This window comes from candidate division WOR-3 bacterium (genome assembly GCA_039801085.1).
Taxonomy (GTDB): Bacteria; Hydrothermota; Tepidihabitantia; order Tepidihabitantales; family Tepidihabitantaceae; genus JAOABP01.
The window spans coordinates 479,682-495,491 of record JBDRTY010000001.1; the positions used below are offsets into that span (position 1 = coordinate 479,682).

General features: G+C 53.7%; 14 protein-coding genes. 12 read left to right on the forward strand and 2 right to left on the reverse strand.

Annotated elements, in window-relative coordinates; genetic code table 11:
• Positions 1–2 precede the first annotated feature (2 nt).
• Both ABIK48_02230 and ABIK48_02235 read right to left on the reverse strand, forming a co-directional pair.
• Positions 3–905: a PorV/PorQ family protein gene (locus tag ABIK48_02230; protein ID MEO0020974.1), complete on the reverse strand. Its 903-nt coding sequence runs from the start codon at positions 903–905 to the stop codon at positions 3–5.
• Positions 895–2,016, reverse strand: coding sequence for a hypothetical protein (locus ABIK48_02235; GenBank protein ID MEO0020975.1), 1,122 nt, complete (start codon positions 2,014–2,016; stop codon positions 895–897). The genes ABIK48_02230 and ABIK48_02235 overlap by 11 nt, the downstream gene beginning before the upstream one ends.
• Before the next feature lie 239 nt (positions 2,017–2,255).
• On the opposite strand from ABIK48_02235, the gene ABIK48_02240 reads away from it, so the two are divergent.
• From ABIK48_02240 to hflX, 12 genes are all read left to right on the forward strand, one after another.
• A complete protein-coding gene (locus tag ABIK48_02240) occupies positions 2,256–3,005 on the forward strand; it encodes a nucleotide exchange factor GrpE (GenBank protein ID MEO0020976.1) in 750 nt (249 codons plus the stop codon).
• A 38-nt stretch (positions 3,006–3,043) separates the two neighbouring features.
• A complete protein-coding gene (gene dnaK, locus ABIK48_02245) occupies positions 3,044–4,927 on the forward strand; it encodes a molecular chaperone DnaK (protein ID MEO0020977.1) in 1,884 nt (627 codons plus the stop codon).
• An 80-nt stretch (positions 4,928–5,007) separates the two neighbouring features.
• Positions 5,008–6,150 carry a molecular chaperone DnaJ gene (dnaJ, locus tag ABIK48_02250; GenBank protein MEO0020978.1) on the forward strand — a complete coding sequence of 381 codons (1,143 nt, stop codon included), beginning with the start codon at positions 5,008–5,010 and terminating at the stop codon, positions 6,148–6,150.
• Positions 6,151–6,156: 6 nt separating this feature from the next.
• Positions 6,157–6,879, forward strand: coding sequence for an RsmE family RNA methyltransferase (locus ABIK48_02255; protein ID MEO0020979.1), 723 nt, complete (start codon positions 6,157–6,159; stop codon positions 6,877–6,879).
• Positions 6,880–6,906: 27 nt separating this feature from the next.
• Entirely contained in the window at positions 6,907–7,101 is a 195-nt protein-coding gene (gene rpsU / locus ABIK48_02260; protein MEO0020980.1) for a 30S ribosomal protein S21, read from the forward strand.
• 21 nt (positions 7,102–7,122) lie between these two features.
• Complete coding sequence (locus ABIK48_02265) at positions 7,123–9,456, forward strand: endonuclease MutS2 (protein ID MEO0020981.1); 2,334 nt, start codon at positions 7,123–7,125, stop codon at positions 9,454–9,456.
• Positions 9,453–11,117 carry a DNA primase gene (dnaG, locus tag ABIK48_02270; protein MEO0020982.1) on the forward strand — a complete coding sequence of 555 codons (1,665 nt, stop codon included), beginning with the start codon at positions 9,453–9,455 and terminating at the stop codon, positions 11,115–11,117. Before ABIK48_02265 ends, dnaG begins: the two co-directional genes overlap by 4 nt.
• A gap of 6 nt (positions 11,118–11,123) precedes the next feature.
• Positions 11,124–12,824 carry a sigma-70 family RNA polymerase sigma factor gene (locus tag ABIK48_02275; protein MEO0020983.1) on the forward strand — a complete coding sequence of 567 codons (1,701 nt, stop codon included), beginning with the start codon at positions 11,124–11,126 and terminating at the stop codon, positions 12,822–12,824.
• Positions 12,821–13,303: a metallophosphoesterase gene (locus ABIK48_02280; protein ID MEO0020984.1), complete on the forward strand. Its 483-nt coding sequence runs from the start codon at positions 12,821–12,823 to the stop codon at positions 13,301–13,303. Before ABIK48_02275 ends, ABIK48_02280 begins: the two co-directional genes overlap by 4 nt.
• 3 nt (positions 13,304–13,306) lie before the next feature.
• Positions 13,307–14,008: a 16S rRNA (cytidine(1402)-2'-O)-methyltransferase gene (rsmI, locus tag ABIK48_02285; GenBank protein MEO0020985.1), complete on the forward strand. Its 702-nt coding sequence runs from the start codon at positions 13,307–13,309 to the stop codon at positions 14,006–14,008.
• A gap of 79 nt (positions 14,009–14,087) precedes the next feature.
• On the forward strand, positions 14,088–14,558 hold the full coding sequence (locus ABIK48_02290) for a CDP-alcohol phosphatidyltransferase family protein (protein MEO0020986.1): 471 nt from the start codon (positions 14,088–14,090) through the stop codon (positions 14,556–14,558).
• Complete coding sequence (gene hflX / locus ABIK48_02295; GenBank protein MEO0020987.1) at positions 14,558–15,805, forward strand: GTPase HflX; 1,248 nt, start codon at positions 14,558–14,560, stop codon at positions 15,803–15,805. The genes ABIK48_02290 and hflX overlap by 1 nt, the downstream gene beginning before the upstream one ends.
• Positions 15,806–15,810 lie beyond the last annotated feature (5 nt).

Consider the following 15,810-nt stretch of genomic DNA (forward strand, 5'->3'; position numbering starts at 1 on the left):
AATTAATAACCGAAGCTGAGGCTGAGCCGGTGGGCGGAACCGAGGTTAAAACCGAGTGGTGACCATGCATAGTCCAGCCGGAACAGCCGGTGTCGGATTCCGGTCCCGAAACTGAATCGATTGCCAGGGTTGAGTGGATCACAACCGGCACGAATAAATAAGATTTCATTAACCGTCAGTTCAGTGCCGGCACTTGCCCGGAAGTTCCGGTTGTAAAAGAAGTAGTTGGCGTCGCCGGTCAGCGTGAGCCGGGTAGTACTGATTGGCAGATTCCAGGAGAGGCCGACCCGTGCCCGGGTGGGCAGCCAGAATGGTTCGTAGTAATAATACAGGGTTTTACCAAAGTCAGTTACTGCCAGACCGACTGTGAGGTTGGGTAAAGGATGAACACGAAAGCCGGCATCCGCCCCCAAGGCTGATGCCTGATTGTTGATAATTTTCGAGTAGAAGTAGCGGGCACTAAAACCGATTTCAGCGAAATCACCCAAGGTGCGGGCAAAATTGAGGTACCCGGTGAGATCAAGGGGGGAGAAAGTACCGAATGGCTCTTCTGTTGGTCGTTCTTCCCGGTATTCAATTTTGCCGTAGGCAAATGAGGACAAACCGAGCCCGAGCTGAAAGATGCCGAGGTCACGATTGGCAAAGATTGACTGGTGATGGGTGTCGAGAAACCATTTGGTGTAGCTGGCATTGATGGAGAATGGTGCAAGCCGGGCAGTAGCGGCAGGGTTATAGACGAGTGCCTGCGGTCCGAATGCAGCAGCAGTGCCTGTGCCAGCCATAGCAGCTTCGCGGGCGCCAACCGGGATTTTGAGCCAGGCACATCCGACCTGGCGTTCTGTCGCCTTAGCGGTCACGAAGGCGGTAAATATCAGAACGAAGGTTGTTTTCAGTTTATTCTTCAATGATTTCAACATTGGCGCGCGGCAGAACAATGTGTTCGCCATTTTCCAGTTCTACTTCCAGTACCCGGACTTTTGCCTCAGTTTCAATTGTCTGGAGTTCCACCGGCAGGGCAATGACCTTGCCGATTTTGCCGAAATGGGGCTGGCGGATAATACGGACAAGCATCCCCAGTGCCAGTCCGCCTTCTGCCTGGCTGGGTTTGGCTTCCCCACTGCTGTCCGTGCAGGGTACAATTACTTCGGGTCGGATTACTCCCGCACGGATCTGGGTGGCACCGTTAACGGAAGCCATTTTTCCTTCTAACGCCGAAAGGAGTTCAAAGGTGCGTTTTGCCATCCGCATCGTACCGAAGCCTTCGGTAACGATGATGGTCAATCCCTTTTTTTCTGAGCCGGTGATGGCGACGCCAATGTCATAGCCGAGAAAGCGGCGGAGGGTGGAATCCTCAATGCCGCCTCCAACGATCGCTCGGGCACCGAACTGGAGCGCCTTTTCAATTACTTCATAGGTAATGAGCGAGCCGGCAATGAGTATCCGGTTCTGACAGTCGGGGCCGATTTTTTCCGCAGGGACAATTTCGTCGGGTGCCTCGGCAATGCGTTTGAGAACACCGCGGGTTTCTCCGCCGACACCGAAGATCCCCTGAATCAGGCTGACATCATTGGCGACAACCACACCTTCGCGGGGGATGATTTCATCAACGATACCATCAATGTAGGCGTCAATCTGTACCGGCTGGGGCGGTTCCCGCAATATCACCTGCCCGGTCACGGGAGATATGCTTTCGACTGTGCCGTCAACTGGTGATCGGACTTCGCTCTTGAATAAACCGAACAGGCCTTTGGAGCGGGCGATAACTTCGTCTTTTTTTACCGGGTCCCCGACCTTCTTGATCATCAGATTGGGGACATCTTCCGGCGGTATACCCAGGAGTCCGGCAACATTGACCGTCTGGACATTACCCGGAACCGCGGTGCGCGCCACGATGTCATCGCCTTTTACCTGTGCGCCCTTTTCCACCAGGGTTTCTCCTGGCAGTGGCAGGCGCCGGACCTTGCGGATATGGGTCCGGCTGGTGACTTTTAATCCGGGTGTATAAGCATGAGCCATCATTATAGCATAAGAATGAAATTTGAGCAGTCAATAATTGAATTTAATGTTAAATTTCCGGTTGTTGCGGGGTATAATGTTACAGGCGAACGTAGCAGTGGAAGCCCTGCGCCATTTTCTGACGGCTTTCAAGCATAATTGAATAGCGAGCAGTCAATGAACCCTCTCTGTTTAACTTATTTAATTACAATATCTTAAGAATTTGGGCACTTAATTTACCTGCTCCGGGGGCAGTTCCGGTGACGGTATCAGACGGGAAGGTTCTGGGGTTTGAGTCAGGAGCGGTTCGCGGGAACTGTGGGCAGGAATTGGTAGGCAAGGGCTGTAAAAATGCCATTGGAGTTCAGGGGCAGAGTGGTGGCAGTGAAACGCACAATATGTTTTTGGGGTCTAATTTAAGTATGGAAACGGTTGAAAATCGGCAGGTTGGCGGATCAGAGAAGAAAGGTCCGGTGACCGAGCTGGTGGAGCGGGTTTGTGAGCTGGAGATGATTTCCCGGAAACTGAAAAATGATTATCTGCGGGCGCTGGCCGATTTTGAGAATTACCGCAGACGGATGGAGCGTGATATTGAGGTGAAAAAAAAGGAAAGTATGGAGAGTCTGATCTGTGAACTTCTTTCCGTTCTGGACAATTTTGAGCGGGCGCTGAGTGCCGGGGGAAACAATGTGCAGAGTCTCAAGCAGGGGGTGGAGCTGATTTACCGGCAGCTGGTGTCGGTGCTGGAGAATCACGGGCTGCGGAGTTACAGCTGTGTCGGTGAGAAGTTTGATCCGCGGCGGGCTGAGGCAGTAGGGTTTGTGGAGTGCAAAGCCGCGGAGGATAATAACCGGGTGCTGGAGGAGGTGGTCCGAGGTTATGAGATTTCGGGCCGGGTTATCCGGCCGGCACGGGTGAAGGTTGGGAAAATGTCCGACTCGAACAGTGAAGTAAAGACAGAGAAGCCGGATGCTGAAATCAAATCAGGGGGAGCAGAGTCTAATAACTAAGGAGTTGATTGTTCTGAGTATGAAGAAAGGAGGCATTAGTGAGTAAGGTAATTGGTATTGATCTCGGAACCACATTTTCCTGTGTTGCGGTCATGGAGCGGGGCCAGCCAGTTGTGATCCCGAACCCCGAGGGTGGTAGAACTACCCCTTCAGTAGTGGCGCTGGGTAAGGAACGGCTGGTGGGAACACTGGCCAAGCGGCAGGCGGTGATCAACCCGACTTCGACCATTTATTCAATCAAGCGTTTCATGGGACGGCGCTATTCCGAGGTGCTGGAGGAGATTAAACGGGTGCCGTACCGGGTGGTAGAGTCGGCGAATGGTGATGCCTGGGTTGAGGTTGACGGCAAACGCTACTCGCCACCGGAAATCTCAGCGATGATTCTTTCCTATCTGAAAAAGGCGGCTGAGGCTTATCTCGGCGAGGCGGTAACCAAGGCAGTGATCACAGTGCCTGCCTATTTCAACGATTCCCAGCGTCAGGCAACCAAGGATGCAGGGAAGATTGCCGGACTGGATGTGTTGCGAATTATCAACGAACCGACTGCAGCGGCTCTTGCCTACGGTCTGGACAAAAAGGGGTCAGAAAAGATTGCAGTCTATGATCTCGGGGGCGGAACCTTTGATATTTCAATTCTCGAAATCGGTGAAGGAGTCTTTGAAGTCCGTTCGACCAATGGTGATACTCACTTGGGCGGAGATGATTTTGACCAGCGGGTGATGGAATGGATTATTGAGGAGTTCCGGCGTGAGCACGGCATCGACCTTTCGAGGGATAAGACCGCGCTCCAGCGGATTAAGGAGGCGGCGGAGAAGGCAAAGTGTGAGCTTTCCACTTCGATGGAAACAACGATCAGTCTGCCATTTATCTATGCGGATGAAAAGAAGGGTCCGCTTCATATTGATATGAAGCTGACCCGGGCAAAGCTGGAGGCGCTGGTTGAGGATTTGGTGCAGAAGACGCTGGGACCGGTACGACAGGCATTGGAGGATGCCAGGCTGACGCCGCGGGATATTGATGAGGTGATCCTGGTTGGCGGTCAGACGCGGATGCCGCGGGTACAGCAGGTGGTGCGTGATTTCTTCGGCAAGGAGCCGCACAAGGGTATCAATCCGGATGAGGTGGTGGCAATTGGAGCGGCGATTCAGGGTGCGGTACTTGCCGGCGAGGTGAAGGATGTTGTGCTGCTGGATGTTACGCCCCTGTCGCTGGGAATTGAGACCGCCGGCGGTGTGTTCACCAAGATTATTGAGCGGAATACTACGATTCCGACGCGCAAGAGTCAGATCTTCACTACTGTTGAGGACAACCAGACAACAGTGCGGATTCATGTGCTTCAGGGGGAGCGGGAGATGGCAGCAGATAACCGGACACTGGGAGTGTTTGACCTGGTTGGAATTACACCCGCCCCCAGAGGAATACCGCAGATTGAAGTTACCTTTGATATTGATGCCGATGGAATTCTGCATGTGACGGCAAAGGACAAGCTGACCGGGAAGGAGCAGAGTATCAAGATAACCGCATCTTCCGGACTGACAAAGGAAGAGATTGACCGGATGATCAGTGAGGCACAGGCGCATGCGGCTGAGGACCGGAAACGGCGGGAGCTTGTTGACAGCCGGAACAAGGCTGATACCATTATATACCAGACGGAACGGACGCTGAAGGAGTTAGGTGACAAGGTGTCAGCCGAAGAACGGCAGAAGATTGAGGCGGCGATTAATCGGCTGAAAGAGGTAATGAAGGGTGATGACCGGAGTGCAATTGAAGCCGGAATTGATGAGCTGCAACGGACAGTGAGTACAATCGGCGAACGGCTTTATCGACAGCAGGGATCAGCCGGTACCGGAAGCACAGGTCAGGATCAGGAGAGAAGGCAGCAGGCTGATTATACGATAATTGATGGCGAGGAGAAGAAATAAAAGGAGGCAGGTTTAATAAATTGGAAGCTTTAAGGAGGTGGCTGATTTGAGCCGACTAGGTGTCGGCTCTTTCAGATATAATGCCCCAGACCAAACGCGACTATTACGAGGTCCTCGGGGTATCCCGTAACGCAACGCAGGAAGAAATAAAGGCTGCCTATCGTCGTCTGGCGAAGCAGTATCATCCGGACCGTAATCCCGAGAACCGCAAGGAGGCAGAGGAGAAGTTCAAGGAGCTTTCTGAAGCTTATGAAGTCCTGGCGGATCCGGAGAAAAGGCGTCTGTACGATGCTTATGGTCATGAAGGCGTTTCTGCCCAGTTCGGACCGAGTGGTTTTGACTTTGGACGCCATTTCACCCATACTGAGGACCTCGAGGACATTTTCGGCGACCTTTTGCGCGGTTTTTCGGGCGGAGGTTCAATTTTTGATTTACTGTTCGGTTCCGAATCAAACAGGAGCGTCCGGCACAGGTCCCGGGGACGGGATATTGTGATTAAAATGAGGTTGAGCCTGGAAGAGATTGCCAACGGGGTTACAAAGGAGGTGACATTTTCCCGGTTCGAACGGTGTGAGGATTGCGCTGGAATAGGCGGGACCGGGAAGACGGTCTGTGGTACCTGCCGGGGTCACGGTCAGGTTCGACGCCAAACGAGCTCAATTTTCGGTCAGTTCGTACAGATTACCACCTGCCCCGATTGCGGCGGAACTGGCGAGCAGGTTAAAAATACCTGCGCCAAATGTGACGGTGAGGGGCGAGTTCGGCGCAGTCGAACCCTCAAGGTGAAGATTCCGAGTGGCGTGAACTCTCAGATGCCGCTTGTGCTGGAGAAGGAGGGGCACTGGGGTCCGGGTGGTGCCGGTGATGTAATCATTGAGATTGAGGAGAAGGAGCATCCGTATTTTATCCGGGAAGGTGATGACATTATGGTGGAGGTGCCGATATCAATTCCTGTGGCGGTGCTGGGGGGCAAGATCAGCGTGCCGACGCTGAGCGGTAACAGGGAGGTGGAGATTCCGGCAGGAATCAGTTCCGGGACGGTATTGCGTCTGCGGGGAATGGGGCTCAAGCGGTTGCGTGGTGGGAATGGCGATCTCCTTGTCCGGGTCGTTGTGCATATTCCGAAGCATCTTTCCTCCCGTGAACGCCAGCTTTACAAGCAGCTGGCAGATGCTGCATCCGAACCGGTACCTGAGCCGCGGAAGCCGGAGCGCGGGGCGTAACAATTTATGGAGTATTTCTATATTCCGGAACTGAAGCCGGGGACAGCAATCACTGAGCTCAGTGGAGCCGAAGCGCGGCACATGACGAAGGTTTTGCGCTATCAGCCCGGTGATGAGGTTTACGCTACAAATGGCAGGGGACAGGAGTTCCGCCTGATAATCAGGCGACTGCAGTCTGCCAGGGTTACGCTTGAGGTTTGTTCGGTGCGAGCAGGCGAGCGGGAACCGAAGCATCAGCTGACACTGGCACCGGCAGTGCTGAAGGGAGATAAACTGAGTCAGGTAGTAGAGGCGGCAGCCGAATTGGGGGTTAAGGAGATTATCCCCTTTCGCTCCGCAAGAGTTGTAGGCAGGTTGAGTGAAACCAAGTACCGGCGGTTGCACCAGGTGGCGGTCAGCGGTATGAAGACGGCACTGCGCACAGTACTGCCCCAAGTCAGGCCAGCACGGGATTTCAGCGAGCTGGTGGCAGATTTCCCGCATTATGAGCGGGTGGTGGTAGCTTATGAAGAGGAACGGGTCAGGAGACTGGAAGAGGTTCTGGAACCGGCGGTTGAATCGGTGCTGGTAGTCATTGGACCCGAGGGCGGGTTTACACCCGAGGAGGTAGCAGCAATGAGTGCTGCCGGCGCAAGGCTTTTCACCCTGGGGCCGCGGCGGTTGCGGGCAGAAACCGCAGCAATAGCAGCAGTTACACTCTGCCTTGCCCGGCTGGGAGATTTGCAATGATTATTCAGGAAAGGAGGTGTTGAACGCATGGTAGGTATTACTGTCAAAGAAGGTGAACCCTACGAGAGTTTTATCCGGAGGTTCCGTCGGGTTTGCGAGCAGGCAGGAATTCTGCGCGAGGTGAAGCGCCGCGAGTATTACGAGAAACCGAGTGAGCGGCGTAAACGCAAACTCGCGGAGGCAAGGCGCAGGTTGTTTCGCAAGCAATTGAGCGAGCGTTAATAACTCCAGGGTCAGAAGGTTTTGGACGCGCAAACACTCAAGGCGCTTGATTTTGAGCGTATCCGCAGTCTGCTGGCAGAGGGCTGCAGCACGTCAATCGGGCGCGATAAAATACTTCAGCTGAAGCCGTCGCTGAGTCGGGATCAGGCAGAGTCAGAGTATGAGCGACTGACAGAGATGCTGAAGCTGGATGCCGAGCCGCCGCTTGCCGGCATGAGTGATATCCGGCAGCTGCTATGGGAGGCAGAAGCGGGTAGAGTTTTGAGTGCGGAGGAATTGCTCCGAGTAAGACAGTCGTGTGCAACACTGAACAGCTGTAGACAGTTCTTTCTGACTCGGGAACACGGGCTCAGGGTGCTGCGGGCACTGGTGGGGCTGATCCCTGATGTCCGGGAACTGCAGAGGGCAATAGAACGGGCAGTTGATGATTCAGGTGCGTTCCGGGATAATGCCAGTGATCTGCTTTATGAGCTGCGGAGCGAAATCCGGGAGCGTCGGAACCGGCTAGTGGAGCAGCTGGAGCAGATGATTGAAACTGAGCCCGAGCGATTTGCCGGCACGGTGATGGTGCGACGGGAGCGGTTTGTCGTACCGGTCCGGGTGGAGTTCAAGAATCAAATTGCCGGGGTGGTACATTCGGTTTCAGCCAGCGGGCAGACGGTGTTTATAGAACCGCTGGCGACGATTACTGAACAGAACCGGCTGCAGGAACTGCGGGATGCGGAACGGGAGGAGATCGAACGGATTCAGCGGGAGCTGTCTGATCTGGTAGTTAAATTTGCCGGTGCGCTCCGGGCAGGAATCAGCGCGGTGGCGGACCTGGATGCACTTTTGGCAAAGCGCCGGTTTGTCATCAAATTTGATTGTCATCAGCCGGTGATTGACGAAGACGGCAGAGTGGAGCTGGTTAAGGCAAGACATCCGCTGTTAATGATGCACCGGTCTGAGGTGGTGCCCCTTGATTTCAAACTACCTGATGGTGTAAATGTCGTTGTGGTTTCGGGTCCGAATGCCGGCGGCAAAACGGTGGTGCTGAAGACCATCGGGGTCTGTGTCCTGCTGATGAAAAGCGGTATTTTTATCCCCGCGGCTGCCGGTTCCCGGCTGCCATGGTTTGAGCGGGTGTTTGCCGATATCGGCGATGAGCAGTCGCTTGAAGCGGATATCTCATCCTTTACTGCCCATCTGCATCGGCTGAAGCAGATCCTCAATGGTGCTGACGCCAGAAGTCTGGTGCTGATTGATGAAATCGGTTCTGCTACTGCACCGGAAGAGGGTTCGGCACTGGCAATTGCAGTACTTGAGGAGTTGAGGCGCCGCCAAGTGTTCACCGTGGCGACTACTCATTTCAGCAGTTTGAAGGTATTTGTTCAGAATGAACACGGAATGGCCAACGCCGGTATGGAGTTCCGTAACGGTCCGACCTACCGGTTACTGATGGGTTTGCCGGGCGAGTCCAGTGCCTTCGAAATCGCTGAGCAGTCAGGTTTGCCGGCAACGCTGATCAGCCGGGCGCGGGAACGGATGGGCAGTGAGTGGCTGGATTTCAAGACAAAGCTCCAGCAGCTTAATATGGAAGTGGAGTCGGTGACGAGGGCGCGACACGAAGCAGAAGTGCAGCAGAAGCGGGCTGAGGCGTTGATCAGGGAATATGAATCTAAACTGGCGGAATTTGAGCGATGGCAGATGCAGGAGCGGAAGCGGCAGTTGCTGATGCGGGAACAGGAGTTGAAGGAATGGCGGCGCCGGATCGAAAATCTGGTGCGGGAACTGCGGGAACGCCAGGCAGACCGGGAAAGTGTTGTTAAGACAAAGAGTTTTATTGCGGATGAGCTCAAAGTTGTTGAAGCACAGCTGTCTGAAGTCCGATTGCCTTCACTTCCAAATGAAGAATCGCCACAGGTTTTTGCGGTTGGAGATGAGGTGGAATCCGAACTTTTCCGGCGTCGGGGCAAAGTGGTGGAGTACAAGGGTGAACGGGTGGTGGTGGAGTTTGGAAATATCAAGCTGGAGGTAGATCCTCGGGGCTTGAAACTGGCTCGTCCGGCATCCCAGCCCAAGCCGGCAGTTTCTGAGGAGTTTGAGTTTGTGCCGCATTTGAACATTCGAGGAATGACCCGGGATGAGGCAGAAATCGCCGTATCCCGGTTTCTGAGTGAAGCGGTAATTGCAGGTGCATTTGAGTTGTCAATTTTGCATGGTAAAGGAACAGGAACTCTACGCCAGATGCTATGGAGAAAACTGCGGCAGGATGCCCGGGTTGCCGAAATCAGGTTTGCCGAGCCCAGCGAAGGCGGCATGGGTGTGACGATTGTGAAGTTGCATCCTAAGGCAGAGCGGAATGGTGAGAAATGATTAAGCCCGATATTATTGAACGGGTCCGGCAGGAGACCGATATTGTAGCACTGATCGGCAGTTATGTGCCGCTTAAGAAAGTTGGCCGGTATTATCGCGGTCTGTGTCCGTTTCATTCCGAGCGGTCACCATCTTTCTATGTCAGTCCCGAACGCCAGGCTTATCACTGTTTTGGCTGCGGTGCTGGCGGCACCGCCATCACTTTTGTCATGCGCTACGAGAAACTGGAATTTCCGGAGGCGGTCCGGCTGCTGGCGAAACGGCTGGGAATCAGAGTGGAGGAAGAAACCGGAAGCAGCAAGTATCAGCCGCTTTATGAGACATGCGAGCGGGTTGCCCGTTTCTATGAGCAGATGCTGGTGAAATCTGAGCCGGCAAGAAATTATCTACAGCAGCGAGGCTTGAGTGCTAATACGATTAAGCGGTTCCGACTGGGTTTTGCTCCTGGGGGCAATTATCTGCGCGGGCATGCCGCAAAACTGGGGTTGAACGAGGAGCTGCTGATTCAGTCCGGGCTGCTTCTGGTGCGTGACGAGGGTAGAATTGACTATTTCCGAGAGCGGATTATTTTCCCGGTATTTTCACTTTCCGGCAGGATAATCGGATTTGGCGGGCGGGTGCTCGATGACAGTGAACCGAAGTATCTTAATTCCCCGGACACACCAATTTTTCACAAAGGAGAAAACCTCTACGGTCTCTATCAGGCGCGGGCCTATATTCGGGATAATGTACCGGTGCTGGTTGAGGGTAATTTTGATCTGCTGTCACTGGTGGAACACGGAATTAATAACTGCTTGGCAAGTCTGGGAACCGCACTCACTACCGAGCAGGCACTGCTTCTGCGGCGATTTAATCAGCAGGTAATTCTCTGTTATGATGGTGATGAAGCGGGAAGGAAGGCGTGCCGGCGCTCAATCGAAACTCTGCTCCGCGCAGGGTTGGACCCGCAGATTGTTAATCTGCCGGCGGATGAGGACCCGGACAGTTTTGTCCGGAAGTACGGACGGGAAGATTTCGAGAATATTTTAAGCCGGCGCGTTGATTTCGTTGATTTTATCGTTGCTGGCCGGGAACTGAGTTCAGTGGCAGAACAGCGGGCAGTGCTCAGAGAACTTACCGGTCTCGTAGCTCTGATTCCTGATTCGGTAACAGGAGAATTGTACCGGAACCGGATTGCCCGGAATTTTAACATCGACCCCAGGCAACTTCTGACCGCCGGACCCGAGAATTCAAAGGGCACCGATTTTCGTCTGTCCGACGCCTGGCACCGGCGTGCAGAGAAACTTCTGGCGGCAGCGGTCAAGAGTCAGAGGCTGGCGCAGGTCGCATCCGAATTTTCAATTTCAGAGCTGGTTGAAGATGAGGTTTTGAGCAGTATTGCCCGGACTCTGGAAGTGCACTGTGGAGATGAGGCTTATTCCCCGCACCGGCTGATGGAGCTGGTGGGCGATGACACGGCGAGAAACAAGATTGCCCGCTGGCTTTTTTCGGAGGAGAAGCCCCCGGATGAGAATGATTTCCGGCGCTGGCTCTGTGATTTCCGTGGACGATGGCTGCAACGGGAAATCGAGCGGGCACATGATGCCGGAGACCAGGAACGTGAGGAGAGGTTGATTCGGGAAAAAAATTTACTTAAGTCAAGATGTTTGAAGAAAAAGTGAGGTGTTATGAGCAGAAAAAGTCGCACGAGCAGATCGAAATCAAGGGCTGCTGAACGGAAAAAAGCACGATTGAATACCGGGAGGAAGAATGATATCGGCGTACCTGATGACGGTGATCAGCAGCCCGAATGGATGGAGAATATTCTGAAGAAGGCAGCAGCAAATCACCGGATGACCTATGCTGAACTGGAGGACATGCTTCCCGACGAAATTCTGATGGCACCAGACCGGCTGGAGGAGGTGATTGCCAGTCTGGATCGTGAGGGTATTCAGATGGTTGAAAATCATGAGGTGGGCGAGGAACTGCTTCTGGCGCGGCATGGTACCCGTCCGGCGGTTCAGCGCAGCGACGATACAACCAAGGCGTATTTCCGGGAGCTGGCAAAACTGCCACTTTTGAGCCGTGATGAAGAGGTCAAGTATTCCCGGGAGATGGAAGAGGGTTACCGCGGATTGATTCAGTATCTGTTTGATTCCGTGCCGATGATGCGCCGGGTGATTGAAGAATGCCGTCCGGTTGAGGAGGGAACCAGAACGCTGGATCAGATTGCACGGGTGGAGTTTGAATGTCTTTTTGACAAGAAGGCGCTGGCACGGGAGCGAACGCGGTTCATACGCTGTCTCCGGGAGATTCAGAAAGCTGCAGACCGCCTGGAAGAGCTGCAGACAAAGAAACCGACACCAAGAGTACAAAAGGAAATCGCCGAGGTCAAACGCCGGGCATTTAATAAGATTCAGGCGCTATCCCTTCAGCATCATATCATCAACAATTTCCTTACGGAATTCAAAAATGTAGCGAATCAGGCAATCCAGCTTCAGGAGAAGGTTGACCATCTGAGGGCACGGGGTGAGACAGCTGAAGCCGAGCTTAAGGAGTTGAAGGCAAAATTAACTGAAGCCCGGAGATTTCTTGGGAAGAGACCTGCCCAACTCAAACGGATTCTGGCCGAGATGGCTGCCTGTGAGGAGCGGATTCTGGCGGCACGGGACCGGATGATTGAGGGGAATGTCCGACTCGTGATATCAATCGCAAAGCGCTACATCAACCGGGGGCTGGAGTTTGCGGATCTGCTTGAGGAGGGTAATGTCGGGTTGATTAAGGCGGTGGAAAAATTTAATTACCGGAAAGGGTTCAAATTTTCAACTTATGCGACTTGGTGGATCAAACAGGCGATCACCCGGGCGATTGCCGATCAGTCACGAACTGTCCGGGTCCCGGCACATATCATTGATGCCATTAACAAGGTGGCGAAGATTCAGCGCCGTTTTCTGCAGATCGAAGGGCGAGAGCCCACGACCGCCGAACTGGCACAGCGGCTCTCAACACCGAAGGAGAAGCTGGAACAGCTGAATAAAATCGCTCAGTTCGGAATTTCAATTGACAAACCGATTGACGACGAGGAATCCAGCTTCATCGGCGATTTCATCTATGATGACAAAACTGCTTCGCCGTCTCATGATGCTGCGGTCAAGCTGCTCCGGGAGAAGTTGGAGGAGGGGTTGAAGACCCTTACCCGGCGCGAAGAGAAGGTGCTCAGACTGCGGTTCGGACTGGGCGATAACTGCCCCCGGACGCTGGAAGAAGTCGGGCAGATTTTCAACATTACCCGCGAACGCGTCCGCCAGATTGAAGCCAAGGCGCTGCGTAAATTGCGGCATCCATTGCGACTGATGGAGCTGGAAGAAATAATGAAGCTGCTGCGATGAATCTGATTGGCATCATCTCCGATACCCACGACCATCTGATCCACGTCCGCCGGGCAATTGCACTGTTCAATGAACGCAGGGTGAATCGGGTAATTCACTGCGGTGATATTGTGGCGCGGTTTGTGCTGGAGGAGTTCAGCCGGTCTCAGGCACCGCTGACAGTTGTGCTCGGTAACTGTGATGGTGATCCGCCAGCGCTACAAGAGAGTGCCCGACGACTGGGCTTTGAATTTCATCTTCAGCCGGTGCTTCTGGAGCTGTCACAACGGCGGGTTTTCGTCAGTCATCAACCTCTGAATTCGGTACCGGAGTGCGACTTCTATCTTCATGGCCATACCCACCGGCAGCGGTATGAACCGGGAAAACCGGTAATTGTCAATCCAGGAGAAGCCTGCGGCTGGCTCTCGGGGGTGGCGTCGGTTGCAATTTTGGATCTCACTACCGGGACAGTTGAATTTCCAGAACTTGTTACGGGATGAACGGTGGATATTGAGCCCGGTCTTTATATAGTTTCAACCCCGATCGGAAACTTAGGAGATATCACTCAGCGGGCGCTGACAGTACTTGCCGGAGTGGACCTGATCGCCTGTGAGGATACTAGGAAGACCGGTCTGCTGCTAAAGAATTTCAGTATTACCAACCGGCTGATTTCCTATAATGAATACAACAAATTCCGCCGGACTCCGGAAATTCTTACTGTTCTCAGTCAACAACGGGCGGTGGCACTGGTCAGTGATGCGGGGACACCCGGAATTTCCGATCCCGGTTTTTATCTAATCCGTGCTGCAATTGAGCAGGGTATCCGGGTGATTCCAGTGCCGGGAGCGTCGGCAATTCTGGCAGCGTTGGTAGTATCAGGTCTGCCTTCTGACCGCTTTGTGTTTGAGGGATTTTTGCCGAAACGTGCCGGCCGGCGCCGGAAGCGACTGGCGGCGCTGGTAGATGAAACAAGGACGGTAATCTTTCTTGAGTCGGCAAGAAGGCTGATCCGACTGCTGAATGAGATCGGAGAGGTGCTGGGTGACCGGAGGGTGGTTGTCTGTCGGGAATTGACGAAAAAATATGAGGAGATAATTCGCGGGCGGGTTTCGGAAGTGCTGGAAGTGCTGACATCAAGGAAGATTAAGGGAGAAGTAGTTGTGGTTGTGAGTGGTTATGAGGAACGAGACCAAGGACCGAGGTAGAAGATTTCTGCGGCCGCTGGTCAAATTGTTGAACCGGTGGGCAATATCCCCATCAGCAGTGACTTGGAGTGCTCTGCCCTTGAGTATCGTAGCCGGTATTTTATTCGCCATGGGGAATTTTGTCTGGGGAGGAGTAGCTGCCATGCTGGTGGGATTGTGCGATACGGTTGACGGCGAACTCTCGCGGATGAGCGGCAGAACCTCAGTCAGCGGTGCAATCCTTGATTCTACCGTTGACCGTCTGAGCGAAGGGATAATTCTGACCGGCATTGCTCTGTATTACCAGAAAGTGAATGGCGTATATTCGGTACTGGCGATGATCACTATGCTGTTTTCCCTGCTGGTGAGCTATGTCCGGGCACGGGCGGAAGGTGCCGGGCGTCAATGTCAGGTGGGTTTTTTTGAGCGCCCGATACGGGTGATCATTCTGGTGTTCAGTGCCATCGTACTGGGCAGGCGACTACTACCCCTCGGTCTGGGTGTTATTGCCGTCGGGTCACTTGTAACCTTTATCCACCGGCTGGTTCATGTTCTAAAGTCCCAATCTTAATGAGTTCGCAGGTTCTGTTAGTAGGGCTGGCGCGGTCACCTCGCCAGCGCTGGATTAAAGCCGATCAGCTCGATGAGCTCGCTCAGCTTGTAAAGACTGCGGGCGGCTCGGTGGTGGAACGGATAATTCAGATCCGGGAGCGACCGGACGCCGCAACGCTTATTGGTCGCGGGAAGGCGCTTGAGGTCAGCAGGCTCTGTGCTCAGTATGGAATCGATCTTGTGGTATTTGAAGATCTGCTTTCTCCAACTCAGCTCCGGAATTTGGAAGATATCATCGGGGTGCGGGTTATTGACCGGGAAGCGGTGATACTTGATATTTTTGCTTTGCATGCCCGGACTGCCGAGGCAAAAGTGCAGGTGGAACTGGCACAGCTCGAATACATCAAGACACGCCTGACTGGTCTGGGTGTGGAGCTGTCACGGCTGGGGGGCGGTATCGGAACCAGGGGTCCAGGAGAGACTAAGCTGGAGATGGATCGGCGCCGGATTGAGCACCGGATTACCTTTCTGCGCCGGGAGCTCGCCCGGATTGAACGGGAGCGGGCGGTTCAGCGGAAAAGGAGGAGCAATCTGTTTCAGATTGTACTCGCAGGATATACGAATGCCGGCAAATCGACAATTTTCAACCGCCTGACCTCTGCCGGTGCAAAGGTTTCAGATCAGCTGTTTGCTACTCTTGATGCAAACACCCGGGTCTGGCAGATTGACAGCCGGCTCAAGACGCTGGTGACCGATACCGTCGGATTTATCCGGAATCTGCCGGTTCAGTTGATTGCTTCTTTCCGTTCGACCCTTTCTGAAGTCCGGGAGGCAGACTTGATTATCCATGTGGCTGATATCAGCGATCCGCAGGTAGAGATGCGTATTGATGTTGTTAATGAAACACTCGCGGCAATCGGTGCTGCTAATAACACCAGGGTTCTGGTGTTCAACAAGATCGATCGCGTATTTGATGAGTCGATAGTCAGCCGTCTGTCGCCCAGGTATCCGGATGCCATTTTTCTATCAGCACTGACTGGTACCGGGCTGGACCGGTTGCAGGATCGGATAAGAAAAATCGTCGAGGGGCAGATGGTAATTCGCCGTTTTACTCTGCCGGTAAACCGTCCGGACCTTGTGGCAATGATACGTTCTGCCGGCAGAGTGCTTTCAGAAAGATCTGTTAATGGTACAACCCAAGTCCGCGTCCAAGGTTATTCTGCGGACCTGGCAAGGATTCGGAAGGCGATAAAAAAGTTGCTCTGAATCCG